The sequence below is a fragment of the Caldimonas manganoxidans ATCC BAA-369 genome (assembly GCF_000381125.1).
Taxonomy (GTDB): Bacteria; Pseudomonadota; Gammaproteobacteria; order Burkholderiales; family Burkholderiaceae_C; genus Caldimonas; species Caldimonas manganoxidans.
Genome location: NZ_KB905972.1, coordinates 1 through 19,283, shown reverse-complemented (window position 1 = coordinate 19,283; position 19,283 = coordinate 1). Strand labels below are relative to the sequence as shown.

Here is a 19,283-nt window from a genome sequence, read left to right as displayed (position 1 = left end):
GGACGGTCCTCGAAGTCGGTGCGGTGTTTCCACTTGAGCACCGTCATGGGCGACACCCCGTAGCGCTGTGCCAGCGTGGCGATGGGGTCGTTGCTGGCGGCGATTTCGGCTCTGACGCGCGGTGTGGTGCGGGCGCACTTGTGCAGTCGAGTGATCATGTGTGGAACTCCCCGGTATCAGACCGCCTTGCTGCTGCGCCGCGGGCCCAAAATCTCAGCCAGAACGCTGCGCGCGAGCAGGTAGCCGTGGCGTGACGGTAGTATATGATCGTCCGGGATTCGACAGCTAACAAACCGTTGCACCTGACGTCGGGCCTCGCTCCCACCGGTCGCTCGGTCCGTCGCAGGTGAGCGGCACCGTTAGCCTTCATGAGATACATCCTCGAGCCTGACAATCGGAACTGCCCGGATGAGACGGCGCCTTGTGGCTCGGCACACCCACGGTGCGCAATCCACGGTAGTCCCGGAGGCGGGCCGCCTCAAGTCAAGCCATCTTGTCTGGGCGCCATAGCCGGCGTGGTGGACAGGCATACGCCTTAGGCGTATAGTCGCATCCATGCTCACCGTCGTCGAAACGCTGCTCTTTCAGAAGCAGTGGCCGCTTTACTGGACAGAAGAGGAACGCGGCGCGTTTGCGGCGTACATTGCCGAGCATCCCACCGCCGGTGATGTTGTGCCCGAGTCCGGCGGCATTCGCAAGGTGCGTTGGGGTCGAGCGGGTTCGGGCAAGTCTGGCGGTGTGCGTGTCATCTATTTCACTCGCACTGCTGAAGGTGAGGTGGTCTTGCTCACGCTGTACGCGAAGTCCAAGACTGACAACCTCACCGGGCCAAAGTTGAAGGAGATTCGCCGTGCCCTCGAAGAGTAAGCCTCTCAATCAGAAGGAACTGGCCGCCTACGAAGCAAAGCGCGATCTTGCGGCTGAGTTGCTGCAGTCGGTGCGTGAAATGAAGGCTGGTCAGGTGCAAGTTGTGTCCTCGCCTGTCATCGAGGCGCGCAGGAAAACAGGCCTGTCGCAGTCTCAGTTCGCTGCGCTTCTCGGCGTGTCTGTGCGCACGCTTCAGGGGTGGGAGCAAGGGCGCAAGCAACCAAGCGGTGCTGCGCGCACCTTGCTCGCTATTGCAAGCACCAATCCAAAAGCACTTCTTGCCGTAGCGAGCAAATGACGCCCAACCCCTCCATCGAGCGGACATGCCCCCGCAAGCCGGGTCATGCCGCTCATGTCGAACGTTGGGCAGCGCTATTGACGTGTTCGCTACCGGCTACAAGCACGCGCTAGCATTCGGGTCTCTCGCGTTGAGTCGTGGCAATACTTCGGAGGTATCGTGAAGATCGACATTGACCGCCTAAGCGAAGAAGAGCTAATCGATCTCAACAACCGCGTGGTAGAACGCTTGCGCTTCATCCGGCAAGCTCATGCCCATCGCGCGATGCTCCAGTTTCGCATTGGCGAGGTTGTGGCATTCGAGCCAGATGGTCGCGGTCGAATTGAAGGTGTGATTACTCGCTACAACAAGAAGTCGGTGACGGTGCTGACACCTGATGGGCAGCAGTGGCGAGTCTCACCTGGCTATCTCCGAAAGGTAGAGCCGGCTTCTGGCGAGGCGGCAGGCAATGTCGTCCAGCTTCCAAAGCGTTAGCGTGCGGCGGCGCTCCCCAACTATGAATTGCCCCGGGTTCCGCGGAGGCCAGTTGGTTTAAGTCAGACGGTTGCGGCCTGACCGGCGCGTTGACGATGGTAGTTTGCCTCGAACTCCGCGGGCGGGACATGGCCCAGCGGCCCCATCAGGCGGTGATGATTGAACCAGGCCACCCATTCCAGCGTCGCCAGTTCCACTGCCTGTTTGGTCTTCCACGGCCCTCTGCGGTGAATGATCTCGGCCTTGTACAGCCCGTTGATCGTCTCGGCCAGCGCGTTGTCGTAGCTGTCACCCCTGGAGCCCACCGACGGCTCGATGCCGGCGACCGGGCGGCCGTTTCCCGGGCGTTCAGACTCGCAGAGAGGTACCTGCTGCTTGGAAACGCCAGGATGCGAAACGCGATCGCGGTTTCGTACGTTGAGGACCTGAACTTCGAGGAGGGCGAGAGCACGCGCAGGTGGGCCTGGAGCAACTTCCCGAGTCATTGAAGGCGGAGTACGAGGCATTTCACGGGAAGCAGCCTGCATAGTTCATGGCGCGTATCGATGCCCTGCGGGCGCGGCATCGGGTTGCCGTCGAGGGGCTTCAGGGGTGAACGAAGGCGTTTGCTGTCGAGCCGGAGGTGCTCGAGCCATTCGTGTTTGATCTGTTCCACGAGCAGGCGGGCGGCAAGAGCGGCGAAATGCGCAGGGTGGGCGGGCGGCGCGCCTACGCAGGGGCTCGCGAGACAGCTCGATCTGAAAATCGAGCGCCCGTCGACGCGATCGGATCATAGTCACATTCGATCAACGGGATTGACGGAATGCATTCCAACAATGTTGCGATGCACCTAAGATACGGGTTATCCCTTTGCGGGCCAGCCGCCCCGGGGGGCCAACCCTTCACGTCATGACTCTCAAGGAGCGCACATGTCCCTGATCAACACCCCAGTCCAGCCCTTCAAGGCCCAGGCCTATCACAACGGCAAGTTCATCGAGGTTACCGAGCAGTCGCTGAAGGGCAAGTGGTCCGTGCTGATCTTCATGCCGGCCGCCTTCACCTTCAACTGCCCCACCGAGGTGGAAGACGCCGCCGAGCACTACGCCGAGTTCCAGAAGCTGGAGACCGAGGTCTACATCGTCACGACCGATACGCATTTCTCGCACAAGGTGTGGCACGAGACCAGCCCGGCCGTGGGCAAGGCCAAGTTCCCGCTGGTGGGCGACCCCACCCACACGCTGACCCGCGCCTTCGGCGTGCACATCGAAGAGGAAGGCCTGGCCTTGCGCGGCACCTTCATCATCAACCCCGAAGGTGTGATCAAGACCGCCGAGATCCATGACAACGCCATCGCGCGTGACGTCAAGGAGACCCTGCGCAAGCTGAAGGCGGCCCAGTACGTGGCCAAGAACCCGGGCCAGGTGTGCCCGGCCAAGTGGAACGAGGGCGCCAAGACGCTGACGCCCTCGCTGGACCTGGTCGGCAAGATCTGACCGGTTTTTCATGCTGATGCTCGCGGCCGGCGCGGTGCCGGCCCGGGATGTTTTGCGGGTGGGCCGCGAGCCCGCCCGGGCCCGCCCCAACCACGACGACGGGCCCCGCTGAGAGCGCCGCTGCCGCCCTGCGTGCACGGCGCTGTCGACGGGGTCGGAACGACCACGTCCGTACCGCACCGGACACCCACGCAGAAGGAAGCCGCCATGCTCGACGCCAACCTCCAAGCCCAGCTCAAGGCCTATCTCGAGCGCTTGCAGTATCCGATCGAACTGATCGCCTCGCTGGACGACCGCCCCGAGTCTGGCGAGATGCGAGAGCTGCTGGAAGAGATCGCCGCCCTGTCGGACAAGATCCGCCTGAGGCTGGACGGGCAGGACACGCGCCGTCCGGCCTTCCAGATCACTCGTGCGGGTGAGGACATGGGCGTGCGCTTTGCCGCCATCCCGATGGGCCATGAGTTCACCTCGCTGGTGCTGGCGTTGCTGCAGGCCGGGGGCCATCCGCCCAAGATCGAGGCCGAGCTGGTCGAGCAGATCCGCGCACTGAAGCCCGAAACCGATCTGGTCTTCGAGACCTGGATGAGCCTGACCTGCCACAACTGCCCGGATGTGGTGCAGGCCCTGAACCTGATGGCCGTGCTCAACCCGCGCATCCGCCACGTGGCGATCGACGGCGGGCTGTTCCAGCAGGAGGTCGAGGACCGCCAGATCCTGGCCGTGCCGCTGGTGTTCCTCAACGGCCAGGTGTTCGCCTCGGGCCGCATGGAGCTGGGCGAGATCCTGGCGAAGATCGACACCGGCGCTGCTGCGCGTGAGGCGGCCAAGTTGTCGGACAAGGCACCGTTCGACGTGTTGATCGTCGGCGGCGGCCCGGCCGGTGCGGCCGCGGCGGTGTATGCCGCGCGCAAAGGCATCCGCACGGGCCTGGTGGCCGAGCGCTTCGGGGGCCAGACGATGGACACCCTGGGCATCGAGAACTTCATTTCCGTGCCCTATACCGAGGGCCCGAAGTTCGCCGCCGCGCTGGAGCAGCACGTGCGAGCCTACGACGTGGATGTGATGACCCTGCAGCGGGTGGAGTCGGTGCAGCCGGCGGCCGCCAAGGGCGGTTGGGTCACGGTGCGTCTGGCCAACGGCGCCGAGTTGAAGAGCCGCACCGTCATCCTGGCCCCCGGGGCCCGCTGGCGCAATGTGAATGTGCCGGGCGAAGCGCAGTACAAGACCAAGGGCGTGGCCTACTGCCCGCACTGCGACGGCCCGCTGTTCAAGGGCAAGAAGGTGGCGGTGATCGGCGGCGGCAACTCCGGCGTCGAGGCGGCCATCGACCTGGCCGGTGTGGTGCAGCACGTCACGCTGATCGAGTTTGCCGACCAGCTCAAGGCCGACGCGGTGCTGGTGGACAAGCTCAAGAGCCTGCCCAACGTGACGATCCACACCAACGCTCAGACCACCGAGATCACCGGCGACGGCCAGAAGGTGAACGGCCTGACTTTCAAGGACCGCGTGAGCGGGGCCGAGCATCACCTGGAGCTGGCGGGTGTGTTCGTGCAGATCGGCCTGGTGCCCAACACGGAGTTCCTGCGGGGCTCGGGCATCGAGTTGTCGCGCTATGGCGAGATCATCATCGACGAGCGCTGCCACACCAGCGCCGAAGGGATTTTTGCTGCCGGCGATGCGACCACGGTGCCTTACAAGCAGATCATCATCGCCAGCGGTGAAGGGGCCAAGGCGGCCCTCAGTGCCTTCGATCATCTGATCCGCACCTCGGCGCCGGCCTGAAGGCAGGGCGGGCTGAGCGCGGCTCAACGCACGTGGAGCACGCGCATGCCCAGCAATTGGCCGCTGCTGCGGTCGGTGATGCGCACCGTGGCCTGGCGGGCGGCGAAGCCTTCGGGCAGGTTGACCTGGCCGCGCAAGCTGTCGACGCGATTCAGGGTCACGGGCAGGGGCTCCAGGCTGTGTCGGCTTTCGCTGCCTCGCGCATCCGCACCGGCCACGATGAATTGCAGCGTGGCTTGGAGCGGGCGCGGGCTGCTCTGGCGCGTGAGCACGAGATCGTAGGTCAGGCGCCCCGGTGAGGCGCGCAAGCGCGCTGCGCGCACGGCCACGGTGGAGCCGCGCGGATCGGGCGGCAGCGCGTCTGCCAGGGCCTGCAGGTCGTCGCGCTGCCGAGCCAGGGTGTCGCGTGCCGCGGCCAGCTCCAGCGCGAGCTTTTGCCGCTCGGCTTCGGCCGTCTGCAGGCGCTGCGTGGTTTCTTCCAATGCGCGGGTCAGGCGCTGGCGTTCGGCTTGGGCCGCGTCATGGGCCGCGCGCAAGGCTTGTGATTCACTCGCGCTCAAGCGCGCAGGCAGATGTTCGGCCTGCACATACAGCACGCCGGCGACGCCCAGCGCTGCGCCGCTGAGCAGCCAACCGAGCCAGGCGGGAAAGCGCCGTGAGCGGCGCCGGCCATAGGGGTCGAAGACCACGGGTTTGATGCGTCCCGTCATGGGTCAGGGTCGAGGTGGAGTCATCGGTGGAACAGCAAACCCTGCACAGTAGCGCCCCGAGCCGCTGTGATTGCAACACGATGTGCCGATGGCAAGCAGATGCGACAGACGCTGTGCGGAGGCGGGTCGAGCGGCCTGTGTGGCCGGCTACAGCGACGATGGATGGGAACGGCGGCTCGGAGTTGCTAAAATCTGACGTTTTTTGGTGCCGCGAGCGCACCACCACCTTTCCAGGATTCCGTGCCGTCGCGTGAAGACCAGTGCGGCGGTGCGGGGCGATGAAGCCAAGAAAGCCGAGGACTAGGGGGTCTCGTATGCAGGGATTGCACCTCACCGCTGATTTGTATGGATGCCGGTGTGAGACGGCGTTGATGACCGATGCCGTGGCTTTGGCCGACATGTGTCGTCGTGCCGTGCAAGCCAGTGGGTTGACACTCGTCGATGAGAAATATCACACCTTTCCGGAATGGCAGGGACAGCCCGGCGGGGTGACCGGCGCGGTCTTGCTGGCCGAGTCGCACTTGGCCTTGCACACTTGGCCCGAGCGCGCGGGCGTGACCTTGGATGTGTATGTGTGCAATTTCTCGACGGACAATTCCGCCAAGGCCGAGCGTTTGCTGAACGATTTGATGGCGACCTTCGCGCCGCAGCAATGCATCACCAATCGCATTTTGCGTGGCTCGCGAGATCCGCAAAGCCAGTCAGATGAGCTGCTGCTGGAGTGGCTCAACGATCACAGCGCCTTTGGTTTCAAAGCGACGCGTCGTTTGGAGACGATGCGCACTCGTTATCAGCAGCTCGAAGTCTTCGAGACGCCGCAATGGGGGCGCCTGCTGCGCCTGGATGGGCGCTACATGACCTCCGAGCGCGACGAGTTCTTCTATCACGAGCCGATGGTGCACGTGGCGGCCATTGCGCATGAGCAGCCGCGCACGGTGCTGGTGGTCGGAGGCGGTGACGGTGGCTCGGCCGAGGAGATGTTCAAGCATCCCAGCGTGCAGCGGCTGGTGCTGGCCGAGCTGGATGGCGATGTGGTGGACATGGCGCGCAAGTATCTGCCTTCCATCCACCATGGATCGCTGGACGATCCCCGCCTGGAGTTGCGCATTGGTGATGGCGCGGCCTATGTGGCCGAGCAGGCTTCGCGCAGCGATGGTGATCGTTTCGATGTGGTGGTGTTGGATTTGACCGACCCGGACACGCCGGCTCAGCAGCTTTACACGCGGGAGTTCTTTGCCCAGGTTCGGCAGCTGTTGCGTCCGGGCGGGGCCATTACTTTGCACATCAGCTCGCCGATTTTCACGCCCGAGCGTGTGCGTCAGCTCATGGCGGCGCTGCGCAGTGTGTTTGGCATCGTGCGGCCGTTTGGGCTGTATGTGCCCTTGTATGGCACGTATTGGGGCATGGCCTGCGCTTCCGATACGCTGGATCCGGCCGCGTTGGAACCCGCCGAGGTCGAGCGCCGCCTGGCCGAACGGGGCATTGCCGGGTTGCGCTACTACAACGGCGAGGTGCATCGCGCATTGTTTGCGCTGCCCAACTACTATCGCGAACTGGTGCAGGGCTGAGCCCCGCACCGGCCGCTGCCCCGGGCCCGGGAGCCTTCAGTCGTCGAACTCGATCTCCCGGGCCAACAGGACGCCGTCGCGCAGTTCTCCCTTGACTTCGACTTGCGCGCCGTCGATCAGGTTGTCGGCGCTGCCGCCCTCGAACACGGTGAGGTCGTTGTAGCTGACGGACACGCTTTGGCCTCCGGTGGTGGTCAGCGTGAAGCGACGCTGTGTCCTGTCGACCTCCAAGGCCCGGCCTTCCCACTCGCTGGGGCGTTCTTCAAGCTGGTCTTCTGTTTTCAGCTCAATCTGGGCTGCGCGCAGGGCGCCGGCCTGCCAGGTGCCTTCGACCTCGACATAGCGGCCCTCGGCCACACCGGCGACCGCCTGCTCGGCCACGACCGGGATGCCGTCGACACGGAAGTGGCGCTCATCGACCAGCGTCGTGACCAGGCCCTCGATCTTGAGCCGGTGGCCGTCGATGAAGTCCGAGCGGTCGATGCGCGTCCAGGACTGCACGGTCCATGCAGGGGGGCTGTTGCCGGGCTGCACGCGCAGCCCCACGAAGTCGCCCTCGTTAGGGCGGCCGCTGACGGCGGAGAAGTCGAACCACTGATCGCCAAGCCGCACGAGTGCGCCGCGCACCTCGCGCACGAAGCCGCGGGCCTTGTATGTGGAGGCCCCGTGTGCTGCGGCCACGTAGGTGGCAACGAACTGCGGCACGCTGCCGGAGCGGTCGACATGGCCCCAGACCTCCACGACTTGGTGCAGGATCTGGCCTGATTCGCGGATCTGCTCGCGCAGTTGATCGTCGAACATGGTGGCCGCATTGAAGCGCACCGGCAAGCCCAGCACGCGCAGTCGTCTGGCGGGCCATTCCACATCGGTCACCGGACCGCGCAAAGACCCCGCCAGGGTGATGCGTCGTGCCATGGCGCGCCGCACGCCGGCGGCATCGGTGCGAATCTCGCCGGCCTCGATGGCCACCACCATGCCCGGCCGCAGTGCCCTCAGCGGCACGGAGGCGGGTTCATCTTCTACGGCCACCGCGGCGATGCGGCTGTCGTCGAAGCGGATTCCGCCCACGTGCACCGAACCGAAGCCGGAAATCGGCCCCGAGGCGAAGGAGCCGGTGCCGCCTTCACCGACGCCGCCGCCACCGCAGGAGACCAGCAGCATCGACAGGCCGAGGAAGGTCCATGTGGCCAAGCACCAGCGTGAGATGCCGGTGGTGGGGGAAATGAGGGCGGTCATGGGTTCTCCATGCTCTTGCGCGGACGGCCGCGCGGTCGTTTGGGTTTCTCAGGGACGGGTGGAGGCGCCAGCGGCTGCACCGCGTCGTAGCTGTACAGGCCGATGCGCACGCGGTGAGTGCCGCTGCGGCCAGCGCTTTGGTCGGCATCGAGCAGGGCCTGCAGCGCGGGCACCAGGGCTTGGCGCAGGCTGTGCCATTGGGTTTGCACCAGCTCACGAAATGCGTGCATCGAGGCGTCTGACAGTCCCTCGGCGAACAAGGCTTGCTCGAAATGCCGTGAGCCGTTGCCTTGTACGTTGGCCACCGCGCCGCTGAGATGGTCGCCCACGTTGTCTCCCAGGAAATGCAGCATCCGTGCGAGGTCGCCGCGGGGCACGAAAGCTTCGCGATGCAGGCGCACGGTGTCCGTGGGCTCGTCCAGCACGGCCAGGCCCAAGCGCACCAGTTCTTCCAGCAGACTGCGCGGATGCACATCTCGGGTGACCGACTGGGCCAGTGATTCGAAGCTGGGCGCTTGGCCCTGGCGCGGCAATGTCAGCGGGTGGCCCGAAGCGTCTCGGTACTGCGGGTCGCTCATCCAGCGCGCGAACACCTCGCTGGCATGCGAGCGGGGCGCAGGCGGTCGTTCCGGGGTTTGCACGATGCGGGTGATTTCCCGACGTGACAGGCCGGTGGTGGTGCTGATGCGACTGACGCGTCGATGTTCCGGCAGGTCCGGGTGGGCGGCGTGCGCGGCTCGCACGAAGGCCGATTTGGCCAGTTCCTCGAAGGCGGCATAGGGCAGTCCCCGGCCCACCGCGAGCCGGGCCAGGGGCTCCAGCACGGCCGTTAGCGCCTGCAGCAAGGCTTGTTGCTCGGGCGTTGGGGGCGTCGGGGGGGAGGGATCGGAGGTCATGTGAGCTCGCGCGCAGCCGAAATTCTGCGGCAAATGGGCGGGGGGGCCTTGGAGCCCCCCGCCCTGCGTGCGTGGCCGGACGCTGCGACCGGTGCGTCAGTCTTGGCTCAGTTTTCGAATTCCACGCGCGCGGCTTGCAGCGTGCCGCCGAGCATCAGGCGGCCACGCACCTCGACTTTGGCGCCAGGGACCAGATCGGCCAGCGTGCCGCCGTCGAAGCGCAAGAGGTGGTCGAAAGAGACCGTGATGTCGCCATGCACCTCGTGGCGCAGCACGAAGGTTTCGGCCTCGGTGTTCACCGAGACGACCGTGCCGTGCAGTTCATGGCGCGTGGCATCGTCATGGTCTTCCTTCTTGACCACCGCAGCCTGCATCACGCCGTCTTGGACCCGGCCTTTGACTTCCACCTCGTCGCCGCAGGTGACCCAGCCATCGCGGAAGACGGCCGTGCTGGCATCGACGGAGATGCCGTTGACGCTGAAGGACGTGCTCGAAGCGCAGGTGTCCACCGTCCCTTCGATTTCGGACTCCACCCGATCCAGCGAAGGGCGGCGCACTCCATGCTTGATGCTGACAGCCACCCATTGGTCGGCCGCATTCTTCGTGGTGCGCAGCTTCACGCGCACCCGCAGGCCGTTGGCCAGCTGGGCGGGCAGGTCCGAGACGTTGCTGTAGTCGATGACCTCGCTGCCCAGCCGGAAGGTGCGGGCGGTGGTGTCCAGGTCACTGACGATGCCGCGCAGCTTGTACAGCGGGGCGTCGTCTTCGGCTTCGATGCGGGTGGCCACGTAACGGCCGGTGGCGGCATTGAAGTAACCATGCACCTCTACGACATCGCCTGCGCTGAGGCTGCCCAGCCCTTGCGGCAGGTCTTCGAACTGGGTTTGAGGCCGCACTTCGATGGTCTGGCCAAACAGCACGAACGTGCTCGAAGCCAGGTCCACCGAGCTCACCGGGCCGACGAATTCATTGGCCCAGCGCACCCGCAGGGCCCGGCCCGTTCCCCGGTCGCGGTCGACATCGTCGCCTTCGACTTCCACCCACATGCCGATCTTCAGGTCGGCACGGCGCCCCACGTGGTCATCGTCGTCCAGCACGATGGCGCTGCGGTCGTCGAAGCGCACGCCGTTGACGACGATGGAGCCGTAGCCGGTGATCTGGCCTTGGGTGTAGGACGTGGCCGCCGCCTCCGTTCCCGTGCCGCCGCCTCCACAGGCCGTCAGTAGGGCCGAGGCAGCCACCAGGGCGCTGCCCAAGGGGGGCAGCCAGCGTTTGGACCGAACCATGGACATGGAAGTCTCCTTCAACTGGGCATCAAAGAACCGGGCACACCCCGGGGAAAGGTCATGGAAAGGAGCATAAATGTGCAATGCGCACATTTCAAGAGGTTTTTTGTGAACAAACCTTGCACCGCGGGGTCAGCGCAGCCGTGCAGGGGGGCGTCCCGTGGGCTGGGCCGGGGAAGGGCGGGGGGGACGGATCGATGTGTTCAGCCGAGGCGGCGCTCGCGCCGTCGGGCCCTCTGCAGGCGCGGGCCCTGAGCGGTGCGGTGCGGTGGGGGTCTTGGATGGTGCGGGCGGTGCGCTGCGTCACCCGGCCACGTGGGCTGGCCAGCCCGGTCAGTGTCCGTTGCGGCGGCCAACCCGCCGGGCGATGGCGGACCGTCTGGACGGACGACTGCCCACAGGGAGCCCCGGGCGGGCCGAGACAGGTGATGCAGACCCGATGGATGCCCGGCTCATCGAAGCACGGCGGCCAAGCGTTCGCGCACGTCGGGGGCCATGGCCTCGACGGGGGTGACCAGCGCCTGGGCCAGCGCATGGTGCGCCGGAGAATCCGGCTGACTGCGGCCCAGCAGGCCGATGGCGGCCATGGCGATGCGCTGGGCTCGTTCGGCGTTCTTCATCAGGTTGGCCATGGCCATGTCGGCAGTGACATGGGCTTCGCGCGGGTGCCAGCAATCATAGTCAGTGACCATGGCCAGCGTGGCGTAGGCGATCTGCGCCTCGCGCGCGAGTTTGGCCTCGGGCATGTTGGTCATCCCGATCACACTGCCGCCCATGCTGCGGTACCAATGGGATTCGGCCAGACTGGAAAACTGCGGTCCCTCGATGCAGACGTAGGTGCCACCCCGGTGCAGCCGTGGCGTTCCATCGTTCTGGACTTGGGCCACTGCCTGTGCCAGGGCATCGGCCACGACGGGACATACCGGCTGTGCCATCGAGACATGGGCCACCGCGCCTTGCCCGAAGAAACTGCTGGGGCGCTGCTTGGTCAGGTCGATGAACTGGTCGGGCAGCACCAGGTCCAGCGGCGCAATGTCTTCCTTGAGTGAGCCCACCGCCGAGAACGACAGCACATAGCGCACGCCCAATTGCTTGAGGGCATAAATGTTGGCGCGGTAAGGCACTTCGCTGGGCAGCAGTCGATGGCCGCGACCATGGCGGGCCAGAAAGGCCACGCCGATGCCCTGGACCGAGGCGGTGACGATGGCATCGGACGGTGAGCCAAACGGCGTGTCGAGGTGGATCTCCCGCGGGTTTTCCAGCCCCTGCATGTGGTACAAGCCGCTGCCGCCGATGATGCCGATGAGTGCTGTGTGCATGGGGGGTCTCCGGTGAGGGTGCAACAGGTATCGCTGCGTTGGTCGCGCAGCGTGGTGCCAGGATTACACGTTTGTGGCTGCCAGCGTCGGTGAGGTGGGGTCCGGCGGGTTGCCGAGGCGGCTAGCGCCTGCGCCGCCGGGCCCATGAGGCGGTGTGGGGCGCTGGACGACCTGGTACCCTAGGGTGTGGGCCGCGACGGTGTGGGCGGGCAAGAACAATGAGGGGAAGCAGACCATGAGCGATGAGGTGCGCTCCGGTGCAGTCGAACAAGCCAATGGGCCCAGTGCCGCGCTGTTCGACGGCCGGTTTCTGGAGGAGCTGCGCTGCCAGATGCTGCACTTTGCCGCGCTGCAACTGTCCGATGCGCATGCCGCGGAGGATGCCGTGCAAGAGGCTTTGATCGGTGCGATGAAGAACGTCCATGCCTTTGCCGGCCGTGCTGCGTTCAAGACCTGGGTGTTTGCGATTCTGAAGAACAAGATTGCCGATGAGCTGCGCCGCCGGCAGCGCAGCGTGAACGCAAGCGCTTTGGTCGCCGAGGACGATGATGTCGACGCCTTGTTCGATCGGCGTGGCTTCTGGCAGGCCGACGAACGCCCGCAGCGCTGGGCCGACCCGGAAGGCGCGGTGCACGATGCGCAGTTCTGGCGCGTGTTCGAGGCTTGTCTGACCCATTTGCCGGCCAAGCAGGCGCGGGTGTTCATGATGCGTGAATTTCTGGAACTGGAGTCGGCCGAGATTTGCGCTGCCGTCGGGATCACGGTCACTTACCTGAACGTGATGTTGCACCGCGCCCGCCTGCGGCTGCGTGATTGCCTGGAACATCGTTGGTTCGTGGAGCGCAAGCCATGCACCTGTTGACTTGTGTGCAGGCCACGCGCCTGATGTCCGAAGCGCAAGAGCGTGAGCTGGCCTTCACCGAGAGGCTGCCACTGAAAGTGCACGTGATGATGTGCAGCGGCTGCCGCCATTTTCAGACGCAGATGGGGGTGCTGCGTCGGCTTGCTCGCGCTTATGCACAAGGGCAGGACGAGCGGGCTGCGTCGCCCGACGATGGTGGGAGGCCTCCCACCTCGGCTTGACGATCGCCGTCGTTGCCAGCGGCTTCGGTGCGGACCGACGGCGGTCATGGCCGTGTGGCCGACGCTGGCCGGAGGCTGCGGGCCGCCAGGGGACGTGTGGCGTCAAAGAGGCCGTCGCCTGCGCCATGCGCAGTGGCCGGCTCGCGTGAGGGGGGCACCGACGGCCAGACGTGTCCAGGCGCGAGGATGGGGGTGTAAGAAATCCGGCCGCCTTGGCGACAGAGGGGTTGGATCGATCCTGCCGCATGTTGCGGCGGACTTTCATCGAGGAGTGTTTGATGCACGCCACCTTGCCTTTGCTTGCGGCCACCGACTTTCCTGCCCTGACCCGCAGCGCGCTGACCACTTTGCAAGTCAATCTCGGTTATCGCTGCAATCAGTCCTGCGTGCACTGTCATGTCAATGCCGGGCCGACGCGCAAGGAGATGATGGGCGACGAGACGCTGGCGCTGGTCCTCGAGGTGCTGGAGAAGCGGCGCATCGAGGTGCTGGATCTGACCGGTGGCGCGCCCGAGCTGCACCCGGGCTTTCGGCATTTGGTGTCCGCGGCGCGGGCGCTGGGCGTGCGCGTGATCGACCGCTGTAACCTGACCATTCTGTTCGAGCCAGGGCAGGAGGGCTTGGCCGAGTTCCTGGCCGATCACCAGGTGGAGGTGGTGGCCTCATTGCCGTGTTACAGCGCCGACAATGTGGACCGACAGCGCGGCCAAGGCGTGTTCGACAAGAGCATCGCGGCATTGCAAACGCTCAATGCCCTGGGCTATGGGCACCCGCACAGCGGTTTGGTGCTCAACCTGGTCTACAACCCCCAAGGCCCGAGCCTGCCACCTGAGCAGGCCCAGCTCGAAGCGGCCTACAAGCGCGAGCTGGCCGAGCACTTTGGCATCGTCTTCAATCGGCTGTATGCGCTGGCGAACATGCCGATCAACCGCTTTGGGTCGTGGTTGATCTCCAAAGGCCAGTTCTCGCCGTACATGCAGCTGCTCAAGGCCCACCACCGCCCAGAAAACCTCGACGCCGTCATGTGCCGCACCTTGGTGAGCGTGGATTGGCAGGGCCAGCTGTACGACTGCGACTTCAACCAACAATTGCGCCTGCCGCTGAGGGGCGGCCGGCGGACACACGCGCATCTGCGCGATCTGCTGCGCGAGGACCTCGCCGGCCGGCCGATCACGGTGGCCGATCACTGCTTCGGCTGCACCGCCGGGCAAGGCAGCAGCTGCGGCGGAGCGCTTGGAGAGGGGGCGTGATGAGCCGGGGACGACGAGCGGTCCTCGCGCTGCTGCTATTTGCCGTGGCTGGGTTCTTGGCCTTCGATGGTCCGCAACACCTCAGCCTGGCCGCATTGCAAGCACGACTGGCCGACTGGGTGCAGTGGCGCCAAGAGCATCCCTGGCTGGCGGCCGCGGGCTTCTTCGCGCTGTACGTGGGGGTTGCGGCCTTGTCCTTGCCGGGTGCGGCCGTGTTGACGCTGGCTGCCGGCGCTCTGTTCGGGCTGATCCAGGGTAGCCTGATCGTCTCGTTCGCCTCCAGTCTAGGCGCGCTGCTGGCCTTTTGGGTATCGCGCTATGTGCTGCGCGATGTGGTGCAACGCCGCTATGGCGCGCGTCTTGCGGCCATCGATGCGGGGATCCAGCGCGACGGCGCGCTGTTCCTCTTCACGTTGCGGCTGGTGCCCGTGGTTCCGTTTTTTCTCATCAACTTGTTGATGGGTTTGACCGCGATGCCCGCGCGCACGTTCTATTGGGTCAGCCAGCTTGGCATGCTGGCCGGCACGGTGGTCTATGTCAACGCGGGCACCCAACTGGCGCAGTTGGACAGCCTCTCGGGCATGGTGTCGCCCGCCGTGCTGGTGTCTTTTGCCTTGCTGGGGATCTTCCCGTGGGTGGCGCGCGGCGTGGTCCACATCGTCAAGCGGCGGCGGCTGTATGCACGCTGGAGCCGTCCGGTGTGCTTCGATCGCAACCTCATCGTGATCGGGGCCGGGGCGGCGGGTCTGGTCAGTGCCTACATCGCTGCGGCACTTAGGGCCAAGGTGACGCTGATCGAAGCCCACAAGATGGGCGGGGACTGCCTGAACTACGGGTGCGTGCCCAGCAAGGCATTGATCGCTTCGGCCAAGCTGGCGCACCGGATGCGGCAGGCCCATCGTGATGGACTGACGGCCAGCGAGCCGCATGTCCATTTTGGGGCCGTCATGCAACGGGTGCATGAGGTCATTGGCCGCATTGCGCCGCACGACAGCATCGAGCGCTATACCTCGCTCGGGGTGGATGTGCGCCAGGGCCATGCGCGGCTGGTCGATCCCTGGACGGTGGAGATCACCACGCCGCAAGGTCGGCAAGAACGCCTGACGACGCGCGCCATCGTGCTGGCCACCGGAGCGCATCCCTTCGTGCCGCCACTGCCTGGGCTCGAGGAGGTGGGCTATGTCACCTCCGACACGCTATGGGCACGCTTTGCACAGCGCCAAGCGCCGCCACAGCGCTTGGTGGTGCTGGGTGGTGGGCCGATTGGCTGCGAACTGGCGCAGGCCTTTGCACGGCTGGGCGCTGGCGTGGTGCAAGTGGAGATGGCCCCGCGCCTGCTGGTGCGTGAGGACGAGGATGTCGGTGCCTTCGTGCGCGAGCGGCTGCAAGCCGAGGGGGTGGAAGTGCTCACCGGCCACCAGGCCCTGCGTTGCGAGCGTCGCGACGGGCAGAAGTGTTTGATCGTGCAAGGCCCGTGTGGGCAACGGGTGCTGCCGTTCGACGAGCTCCTCGTCGCCGTAGGACGTCAGCCGCGTCTTCAAGGCTACGGCTTGGAAGCGTTGGGCATTGAAACGCGCCGCACCATCGTGACCAACGCGTATCTGGAGACGCTGTATCCGAACATCTATGCGGCCGGCGATGTGGTCGGCCCTCACCAGTTCACTCACGCCGCGGCCCATCAGGCCTGGTACGCGACGGTCAACGCGCTGTTGGGCCGCTTCAAGAAATTCTCAGTGGACGCCTCATTGATTCCGCAGGTCACGTTCGTCGATCCTGAGGTGGCGCGCGTCGGGTGCAACGAACGAGAAGCCCGCGAGCGCGGCATGGCCTATGAGCTCACCCGCTACGGATTGGACGACCTGGACCGAGCCATCGCCGAGGGTTGTGCCGAGGGGTTCATCAAGGTGCTGACGGTTCCCGGCAAGGACCGGATCCTGGGGGTGACGATCGTCGGGGCGCATGCCGGCGAGCTGCTGGCCGAGTTCGTGCTGGCCATGAAGCATGGCTTGGGATTGAACGACATCCTGTCCACGATCCATCCCTATCCCACCTGGGCCGAGGCCAACAAGTATGCTGCTGGCGTTTGGAAGCGTGCGCATGCGCCGCAGCGGCTGCTGACCTGGGTGGCGCGCTATCACGACTGGATGCGGGGGGCCGCATGAGGCTGTCGGTCATCGTCCCGATGCTCAACGAGGCAGAGCAGTTGCCCGCCTTGCTCGAACAGCTGCAGGGGTTGTTGCGGCAAGGGCACGAGGTGATCTTGGTCGATGGTGGCAGCCACGATGGCTCGGCCGCCTTGGCGCGAGCCGCCGGCTTGGTCGTGCTGGAGGCCGCACGTGGGCGCGCCATGCAGATGAACGCAGGCGCGGCGCAAGCCCGCGGCGAAGTGCTCTTGTTTCTGCACGCAGACACCCGTCTGCCTGCACGGGCGACCACCGCCATCGAGCAGGCCTTGTCGTCAGGGCGCTGCGTCTGGGGGCGTTTCGACGTGCGCATCGAAGGCCACAGCCGCTGGTTGCCAGTGGTGGCCTGGTGCATGAACCTGCGTTCACGCCTGAGCGGCATCGCCACCGGCGATCAAGCCATTTTCGTCACCCGTACGGCCTTCGAACGGGTTGGCGGCTATCCGCAGCAGGCCTTGATGGAGGACATCGAACTGTCGCGCCGGCTCAAAGCGCTGTCGGCCCCGGCGTGTGTGCGAGCCAAAGCCACCACCTCCGGCCGACGCTGGGAACAGCGTGGCGTGTGGCGCACCATCGTGCTGATGTGGTGGCTGCGCGCGCGCTACTTCTTTGGCGCCAGCCCCGAAGCGCTGGCCCGGGCTTACCGATGAGCAGGCTGCGTGTGACCGTGTTTGCCAAGGCCCCGCAGCCAGGCCGGGTCAAGACACGGCTGATGCCGGCGCTGGGTGCCGTTGGCGCGGCGCGCTTGGCGCAACGCATGCTCGTGCACGCGCTCGAGCAAGCCCTGGCTGCCGACATTGGCGAGGTCGAGTTGTGTGCCAGCCCCAGCCCGCAAGACCCGGCCTGGTGCGGTGTGCTGCCCTGCGCGCTGGCGCGGCAGGTGACGTGGCAAGACCAAGGCGACGGGGATTTGGGGGTGCGTCTGGCCCGCGCGGCGCAGCGCGTCTCGGCATCTGGACAGCCCCTGCTGCTCATGGGCACCGACTGCCCAGCGCTCGATGCCGTGGCCCTGCGTGAAGCCGCGCAAGCCCTGGCCAGCCACGAGGCCGTGCTCGTGCCCAGCACCGATGGCGGTTATGTGGCCTTGGGCGTGAGGCGTCCTCATCCTTCGCTGTTCTGCGACATGCCATGGAGCACGCCCGTGGTGGCGGCCTACACGCGCGCGCGTATGGCGGCGCTGGGGTGGCGCTGGGCGGAGCGGCCGGCGCTGACCGATATCGATGAACCCGAACAACTGGACGCGTTGCCCGTGGCGTGGTGGCAGGGGGCATGATGAAGCGTCGTGGCATGTACCGTCGGCACGGTCCGGCCGCGTGCACGAACGCACGGTGCCGCGCACGCCGCTGTAAGAAAGTGCCGGGCCGGCGCGACCGAATGCACCCACGGGCCAACCACTTCAAGCCGGAGCACCTACGCCATGCATGAACTCGTCCAAGACTATTACGGCAAGCAACTTCAGCATTCGGGTGACCTGAAGACCAGCGCCTGCTGTGACGCGAGCCAAGTGCCATCGTGGCTCAAGCCTTTGCTTGCCAACGTCCATCCCGAGGTGCAGGCGCGCTATTACGGCTGCGGGCTGGTCTGTCCGCCGCTGTTGGACGGCTGTCGCGTGCTGGATCTGGGCTGCGGCGCTGGGCGCGATGTCTATCTGCTGGCGCAACTGGTCGGCCCAGACGGCGAGGTCATCGGCGTGGACATGACCGATGAGCAGCTCGTGGTGGCCGAGCAGCACCGTACCTGGCATGCCGAGCGCTTCGGTCATGCCAATGTGCGCTTCGTCAAGGGCTACATCGAACGGCTCGATGCGCTCGATTTGCAGCCCGGCAGTTTCGACGTCATCGTCTCCAATTGCGTGGTGAATCTCTCACCGGACAAACCGGCCGTGCTGGCCGGTGTCCAACACTTGCTCAAGCCGGGAGGCGAGTTTTATTTCTCAGATGTCTATGCCGACCGGCGCGTCCCTGCGGCGGTGAAGAGCGACCCCGTGCTCTATGGCGAATGCCTGGGCGGGGCGCTGTACTGGAACGACTTTTTGACGCTGGCCAAGGACGCGGGCTTCGCCGACCCGCGTCTCGTCAGCGACCGGCCGCTGACGATCACCGACCCCGCGCTGGCTGGCAGGATCGGCTCCGTGCGCTTCTTCTCGGCCACCTATCGCCTCTTCAAGCTCGATGGTCTGGACAGTGCCTGCGAGGACTATGGCCAGGCCGTGATCTATCGTGGCAGCATCCCGCATTGCCCCGACCGCTTCACGCTCGACAAGCATCACGACATCGAGACCGGGCGCGTATTCCCGGTCTGTGGCAACACCTGGCGGATGCTGCACGACACCCGCTTCGCGCCGCATTTCAGCTTCATTGGAGATTTTTCGCGCCATTACGGGTTGTTCCCCGGCTGCGGCGGCGGGCTGCCGTTCGATCAGGCCACCGGCGGTGCTGGGGCTGCATGCTGCTGAACACGGGGAAGATGGGCTGCCGCGGCTGAAGCCGTGCACGGCGCGGAGCCGACTTTTGCCATGCGGGGGCGGCAGCGAAGGTGCCTTGGGCCGAAACAGACAAAGACAATTGGTCGGCCCTGCAAAACGACCTCAAGCCGCATAGACACTGAGTTGGTGAGGTGATGTTGCGGGGTTGGAACTCGCGAAGATGAATCGGCTCGATGGGAATTCCTGGGAGTTTGGAGACGGATTTCGATGAGCACGCCGGACTTTTTCCGCGCCCGACTGGACCAGATGATCGACCTGCGCCACCCGCTGGCGGTGCTGGCCACGCGTATGCCGTGGCAGCAGATCGAAGCGAGCGTAGCGCCGCTGCTGGCGCGCAAGGACCGGCGCGGGCGCAGTATCGAAGGTGCAGAGCT

Annotated in this window: 19 protein-coding genes and 3 pseudogenes; 15 read left to right on the top strand and 7 right to left on the bottom strand. The window is 65.7% G+C overall.

Features of this window, described 5'->3' with window-relative positions; genetic code table 11:
• Positions 1–158: pseudogene (locus tag F615_RS20570) on the bottom strand (IS481 family transposase); the annotation flags it as partial.
• A 397-nt stretch (positions 159–555) separates the two neighbouring features.
• On the opposite strand from F615_RS20570, the gene F615_RS0115870 reads away from it, so the two are divergent.
• The 3 genes from F615_RS0115870 (at position 556) to F615_RS19755 (ending at position 1,639) form a co-directional block, all read left to right on the top strand.
• Positions 556–867, top strand: a complete 312-nt coding sequence (locus tag F615_RS0115870; protein WP_019562155.1) for a type II toxin-antitoxin system RelE/ParE family toxin — start codon at positions 556–558, stop codon at positions 865–867.
• Entirely contained in the window at positions 851–1,165 is a 315-nt protein-coding gene (locus tag F615_RS0115865; RefSeq protein WP_019562154.1) for a helix-turn-helix domain-containing protein, read from the top strand. The genes F615_RS0115870 and F615_RS0115865 overlap by 17 nt, the downstream gene beginning before the upstream one ends.
• A gap of 159 nt (positions 1,166–1,324) precedes the next feature.
• The gene (locus tag F615_RS19755; RefSeq protein WP_211211817.1) at positions 1,325–1,639 is read left to right on the top strand and encodes a hypothetical protein; all 315 of its coding nucleotides are present in this window, start codon (positions 1,325–1,327) and stop codon (positions 1,637–1,639) included.
• 62 nt (positions 1,640–1,701) lie between these two features.
• Here F615_RS19755 and F615_RS0115860 read toward each other — a convergent pair.
• Positions 1,702–1,962, bottom strand: a pseudogene (locus F615_RS0115860) (integrase core domain-containing protein); the annotation flags it as partial.
• On the opposite strand from F615_RS0115860, the gene F615_RS20770 reads away from it, so the two are divergent.
• From F615_RS20770 to ahpF, 3 genes are all read left to right on the top strand, one after another.
• Positions 1,867–2,127, top strand: a complete 261-nt coding sequence (locus tag F615_RS20770) for a DUF7674 family protein (RefSeq protein ID WP_445662438.1) — start codon at positions 1,867–1,869, stop codon at positions 2,125–2,127. The pseudogene F615_RS0115860 and the gene F615_RS20770 sit on opposite strands and share 96 nt — an antisense overlap.
• A 420-nt stretch (positions 2,128–2,547) precedes the next feature.
• Entirely contained in the window at positions 2,548–3,111 is a 564-nt protein-coding gene (gene ahpC / locus F615_RS0115850; protein WP_019562151.1) for an alkyl hydroperoxide reductase subunit C, read from the top strand.
• 207 nt (positions 3,112–3,318) lie between these two features.
• A complete protein-coding gene (gene ahpF / locus F615_RS0115840; protein WP_019562149.1) occupies positions 3,319–4,893 on the top strand; it encodes an alkyl hydroperoxide reductase subunit F in 1,575 nt (524 codons plus the stop codon).
• A 23-nt stretch (positions 4,894–4,916) separates the two neighbouring features.
• On the opposite strand, the gene F615_RS0115835 is transcribed toward ahpF, so the two are convergent.
• Positions 4,917–5,603 carry a hypothetical protein gene (locus F615_RS0115835; protein ID WP_019562148.1) on the bottom strand — a complete coding sequence of 229 codons (687 nt, stop codon included), beginning with the start codon at positions 5,601–5,603 and terminating at the stop codon, positions 4,917–4,919.
• Between the two features lie 278 nt (positions 5,604–5,881).
• Between F615_RS0115835 and speE the strand changes: the two genes are divergently transcribed.
• Positions 5,882–7,171 carry a polyamine aminopropyltransferase gene (gene speE, locus F615_RS0115830; protein ID WP_310732005.1) on the top strand — a complete coding sequence of 430 codons (1,290 nt, stop codon included), beginning with the start codon at positions 5,882–5,884 and terminating at the stop codon, positions 7,169–7,171.
• Positions 7,172–7,207: 36 nt separating this feature from the next.
• On the opposite strand, the gene F615_RS0115825 is transcribed toward speE, so the two are convergent.
• The 4 genes from F615_RS0115825 to mtnP all read right to left on the bottom strand — a co-directional run bounded on the left by F615_RS0115825 (position 7,208) and on the right by mtnP (position 11,908).
• Complete coding sequence (locus F615_RS0115825) at positions 7,208–8,407, bottom strand: DUF5666 domain-containing protein (RefSeq protein WP_019562146.1); 1,200 nt, start codon at positions 8,405–8,407, stop codon at positions 7,208–7,210.
• On the bottom strand, positions 8,404–9,303 hold the full coding sequence (locus F615_RS18860) for a DUF6502 family protein (protein ID WP_051090263.1): 900 nt from the start codon (positions 9,301–9,303) through the stop codon (positions 8,404–8,406). The genes F615_RS0115825 and F615_RS18860 overlap by 4 nt, the downstream gene beginning before the upstream one ends.
• Before the next feature lie 107 nt (positions 9,304–9,410).
• Positions 9,411–10,595: a DUF5666 domain-containing protein gene (locus tag F615_RS0115815; RefSeq protein ID WP_019562144.1), complete on the bottom strand. Its 1,185-nt coding sequence runs from the start codon at positions 10,593–10,595 to the stop codon at positions 9,411–9,413.
• Positions 10,596–11,041: 446 nt separating this feature from the next.
• Positions 11,042–11,908, bottom strand: a complete 867-nt coding sequence (mtnP, locus tag F615_RS0115810; RefSeq protein WP_019562143.1) for an S-methyl-5'-thioadenosine phosphorylase — start codon at positions 11,906–11,908, stop codon at positions 11,042–11,044.
• 235 nt (positions 11,909–12,143) lie between these two features.
• Here mtnP and F615_RS0115805 point away from each other — a divergent pair, with 235 nt between their 5' ends.
• The 8 genes and pseudogenes from F615_RS0115805 to F615_RS20565 all read left to right on the top strand — a co-directional run.
• Complete coding sequence (locus F615_RS0115805; protein ID WP_033371684.1) at positions 12,144–12,770, top strand: RNA polymerase factor sigma-70; 627 nt, start codon at positions 12,144–12,146, stop codon at positions 12,768–12,770.
• Positions 12,758–12,991, top strand: coding sequence for a zf-HC2 domain-containing protein (locus F615_RS18855; protein ID WP_019562141.1), 234 nt, complete (start codon positions 12,758–12,760; stop codon positions 12,989–12,991). The genes F615_RS0115805 and F615_RS18855 overlap by 13 nt, the downstream gene beginning before the upstream one ends.
• A 278-nt stretch (positions 12,992–13,269) precedes the next feature.
• A complete protein-coding gene (arsS, locus tag F615_RS0115795) occupies positions 13,270–14,241 on the top strand; it encodes an arsenosugar biosynthesis radical SAM (seleno)protein ArsS (protein ID WP_026330383.1) in 972 nt (323 codons plus the stop codon).
• Positions 14,241–16,403, top strand: coding sequence for a dihydrolipoyl dehydrogenase family protein (locus F615_RS0115790; protein WP_019562139.1), 2,163 nt, complete (start codon positions 14,241–14,243; stop codon positions 16,401–16,403). The genes arsS and F615_RS0115790 overlap by 1 nt, the downstream gene beginning before the upstream one ends.
• Positions 16,400–17,074 (top strand): TIGR04283 family arsenosugar biosynthesis glycosyltransferase, encoded by a 675-nt coding sequence (locus F615_RS0115785; RefSeq protein WP_019562138.1) that lies wholly within the window; start codon positions 16,400–16,402, stop codon positions 17,072–17,074. The genes F615_RS0115790 and F615_RS0115785 overlap by 4 nt, the downstream gene beginning before the upstream one ends.
• On the top strand, positions 17,071–17,697 hold the full coding sequence (locus F615_RS0115780; protein ID WP_019562137.1) for a TIGR04282 family arsenosugar biosynthesis glycosyltransferase: 627 nt from the start codon (positions 17,071–17,073) through the stop codon (positions 17,695–17,697). Before F615_RS0115785 ends, F615_RS0115780 begins: the two co-directional genes overlap by 4 nt.
• A 144-nt stretch (positions 17,698–17,841) precedes the next feature.
• Positions 17,842–18,879 carry a methyltransferase domain-containing protein gene (locus F615_RS0115775; protein WP_019562136.1) on the top strand — a complete coding sequence of 346 codons (1,038 nt, stop codon included), beginning with the start codon at positions 17,842–17,844 and terminating at the stop codon, positions 18,877–18,879.
• A 237-nt stretch (positions 18,880–19,116) separates the two neighbouring features.
• Positions 19,117–19,283: pseudogene (locus F615_RS20565) on the top strand (IS5/IS1182 family transposase); the annotation flags it as partial.

Bases quoted from the DNA above. Each gene is read 5' to 3' on its own strand.
- F615_RS18860 (WP_051090263.1), bottom strand. From the start codon at position 9,303: ATGACCTCCGATCCCTCCCCCCCGACGCCCCCAACGCCCGAGCAACAA.
- mtnP (WP_019562143.1), bottom strand. From the start codon at position 11,908: ATGCACACAGCACTCATCGGCATCATCGGCGGCAGCGGCTTGTACCAC.
- F615_RS0115805 (WP_033371684.1), top strand. From the start codon at position 12,144: ATGAGCGATGAGGTGCGCTCCGGTGCAGTCGAACAAGCCAATGGGCCC.
- F615_RS0115825 (WP_019562146.1), bottom strand. From the start codon at position 8,407: ATGACCGCCCTCATTTCCCCCACCACCGGCATCTCACGCTGGTGCTTG.
- F615_RS18855 (WP_019562141.1), top strand. From the start codon at position 12,758: ATGCACCTGTTGACTTGTGTGCAGGCCACGCGCCTGATGTCCGAAGCG.
- F615_RS0115815 (WP_019562144.1), bottom strand. From the start codon at position 10,595: ATGTCCATGGTTCGGTCCAAACGCTGGCTGCCCCCCTTGGGCAGCGCC.
- F615_RS0115780 (WP_019562137.1), top strand. From the start codon at position 17,071: ATGAGCAGGCTGCGTGTGACCGTGTTTGCCAAGGCCCCGCAGCCAGGC.
- ahpF (WP_019562149.1), top strand. From the start codon at position 3,319: ATGCTCGACGCCAACCTCCAAGCCCAGCTCAAGGCCTATCTCGAGCGC.
- F615_RS0115790 (WP_019562139.1), top strand. From the start codon at position 14,241: ATGAGCCGGGGACGACGAGCGGTCCTCGCGCTGCTGCTATTTGCCGTG.
- ahpC (WP_019562151.1), top strand. From the start codon at position 2,548: ATGTCCCTGATCAACACCCCAGTCCAGCCCTTCAAGGCCCAGGCCTAT.
- speE (WP_310732005.1), top strand. From the start codon at position 5,882: ATGAAGCCAAGAAAGCCGAGGACTAGGGGGTCTCGTATGCAGGGATTG.
- F615_RS0115775 (WP_019562136.1), top strand. From the start codon at position 17,842: ATGCATGAACTCGTCCAAGACTATTACGGCAAGCAACTTCAGCATTCG.
- arsS (WP_026330383.1), top strand. From the start codon at position 13,270: ATGCACGCCACCTTGCCTTTGCTTGCGGCCACCGACTTTCCTGCCCTG.
- F615_RS0115835 (WP_019562148.1), bottom strand. From the start codon at position 5,603: ATGACGGGACGCATCAAACCCGTGGTCTTCGACCCCTATGGCCGGCGC.
- F615_RS0115785 (WP_019562138.1), top strand. From the start codon at position 16,400: ATGAGGCTGTCGGTCATCGTCCCGATGCTCAACGAGGCAGAGCAGTTG.
- F615_RS0115870 (WP_019562155.1), top strand. From the start codon at position 556: ATGCTCACCGTCGTCGAAACGCTGCTCTTTCAGAAGCAGTGGCCGCTT.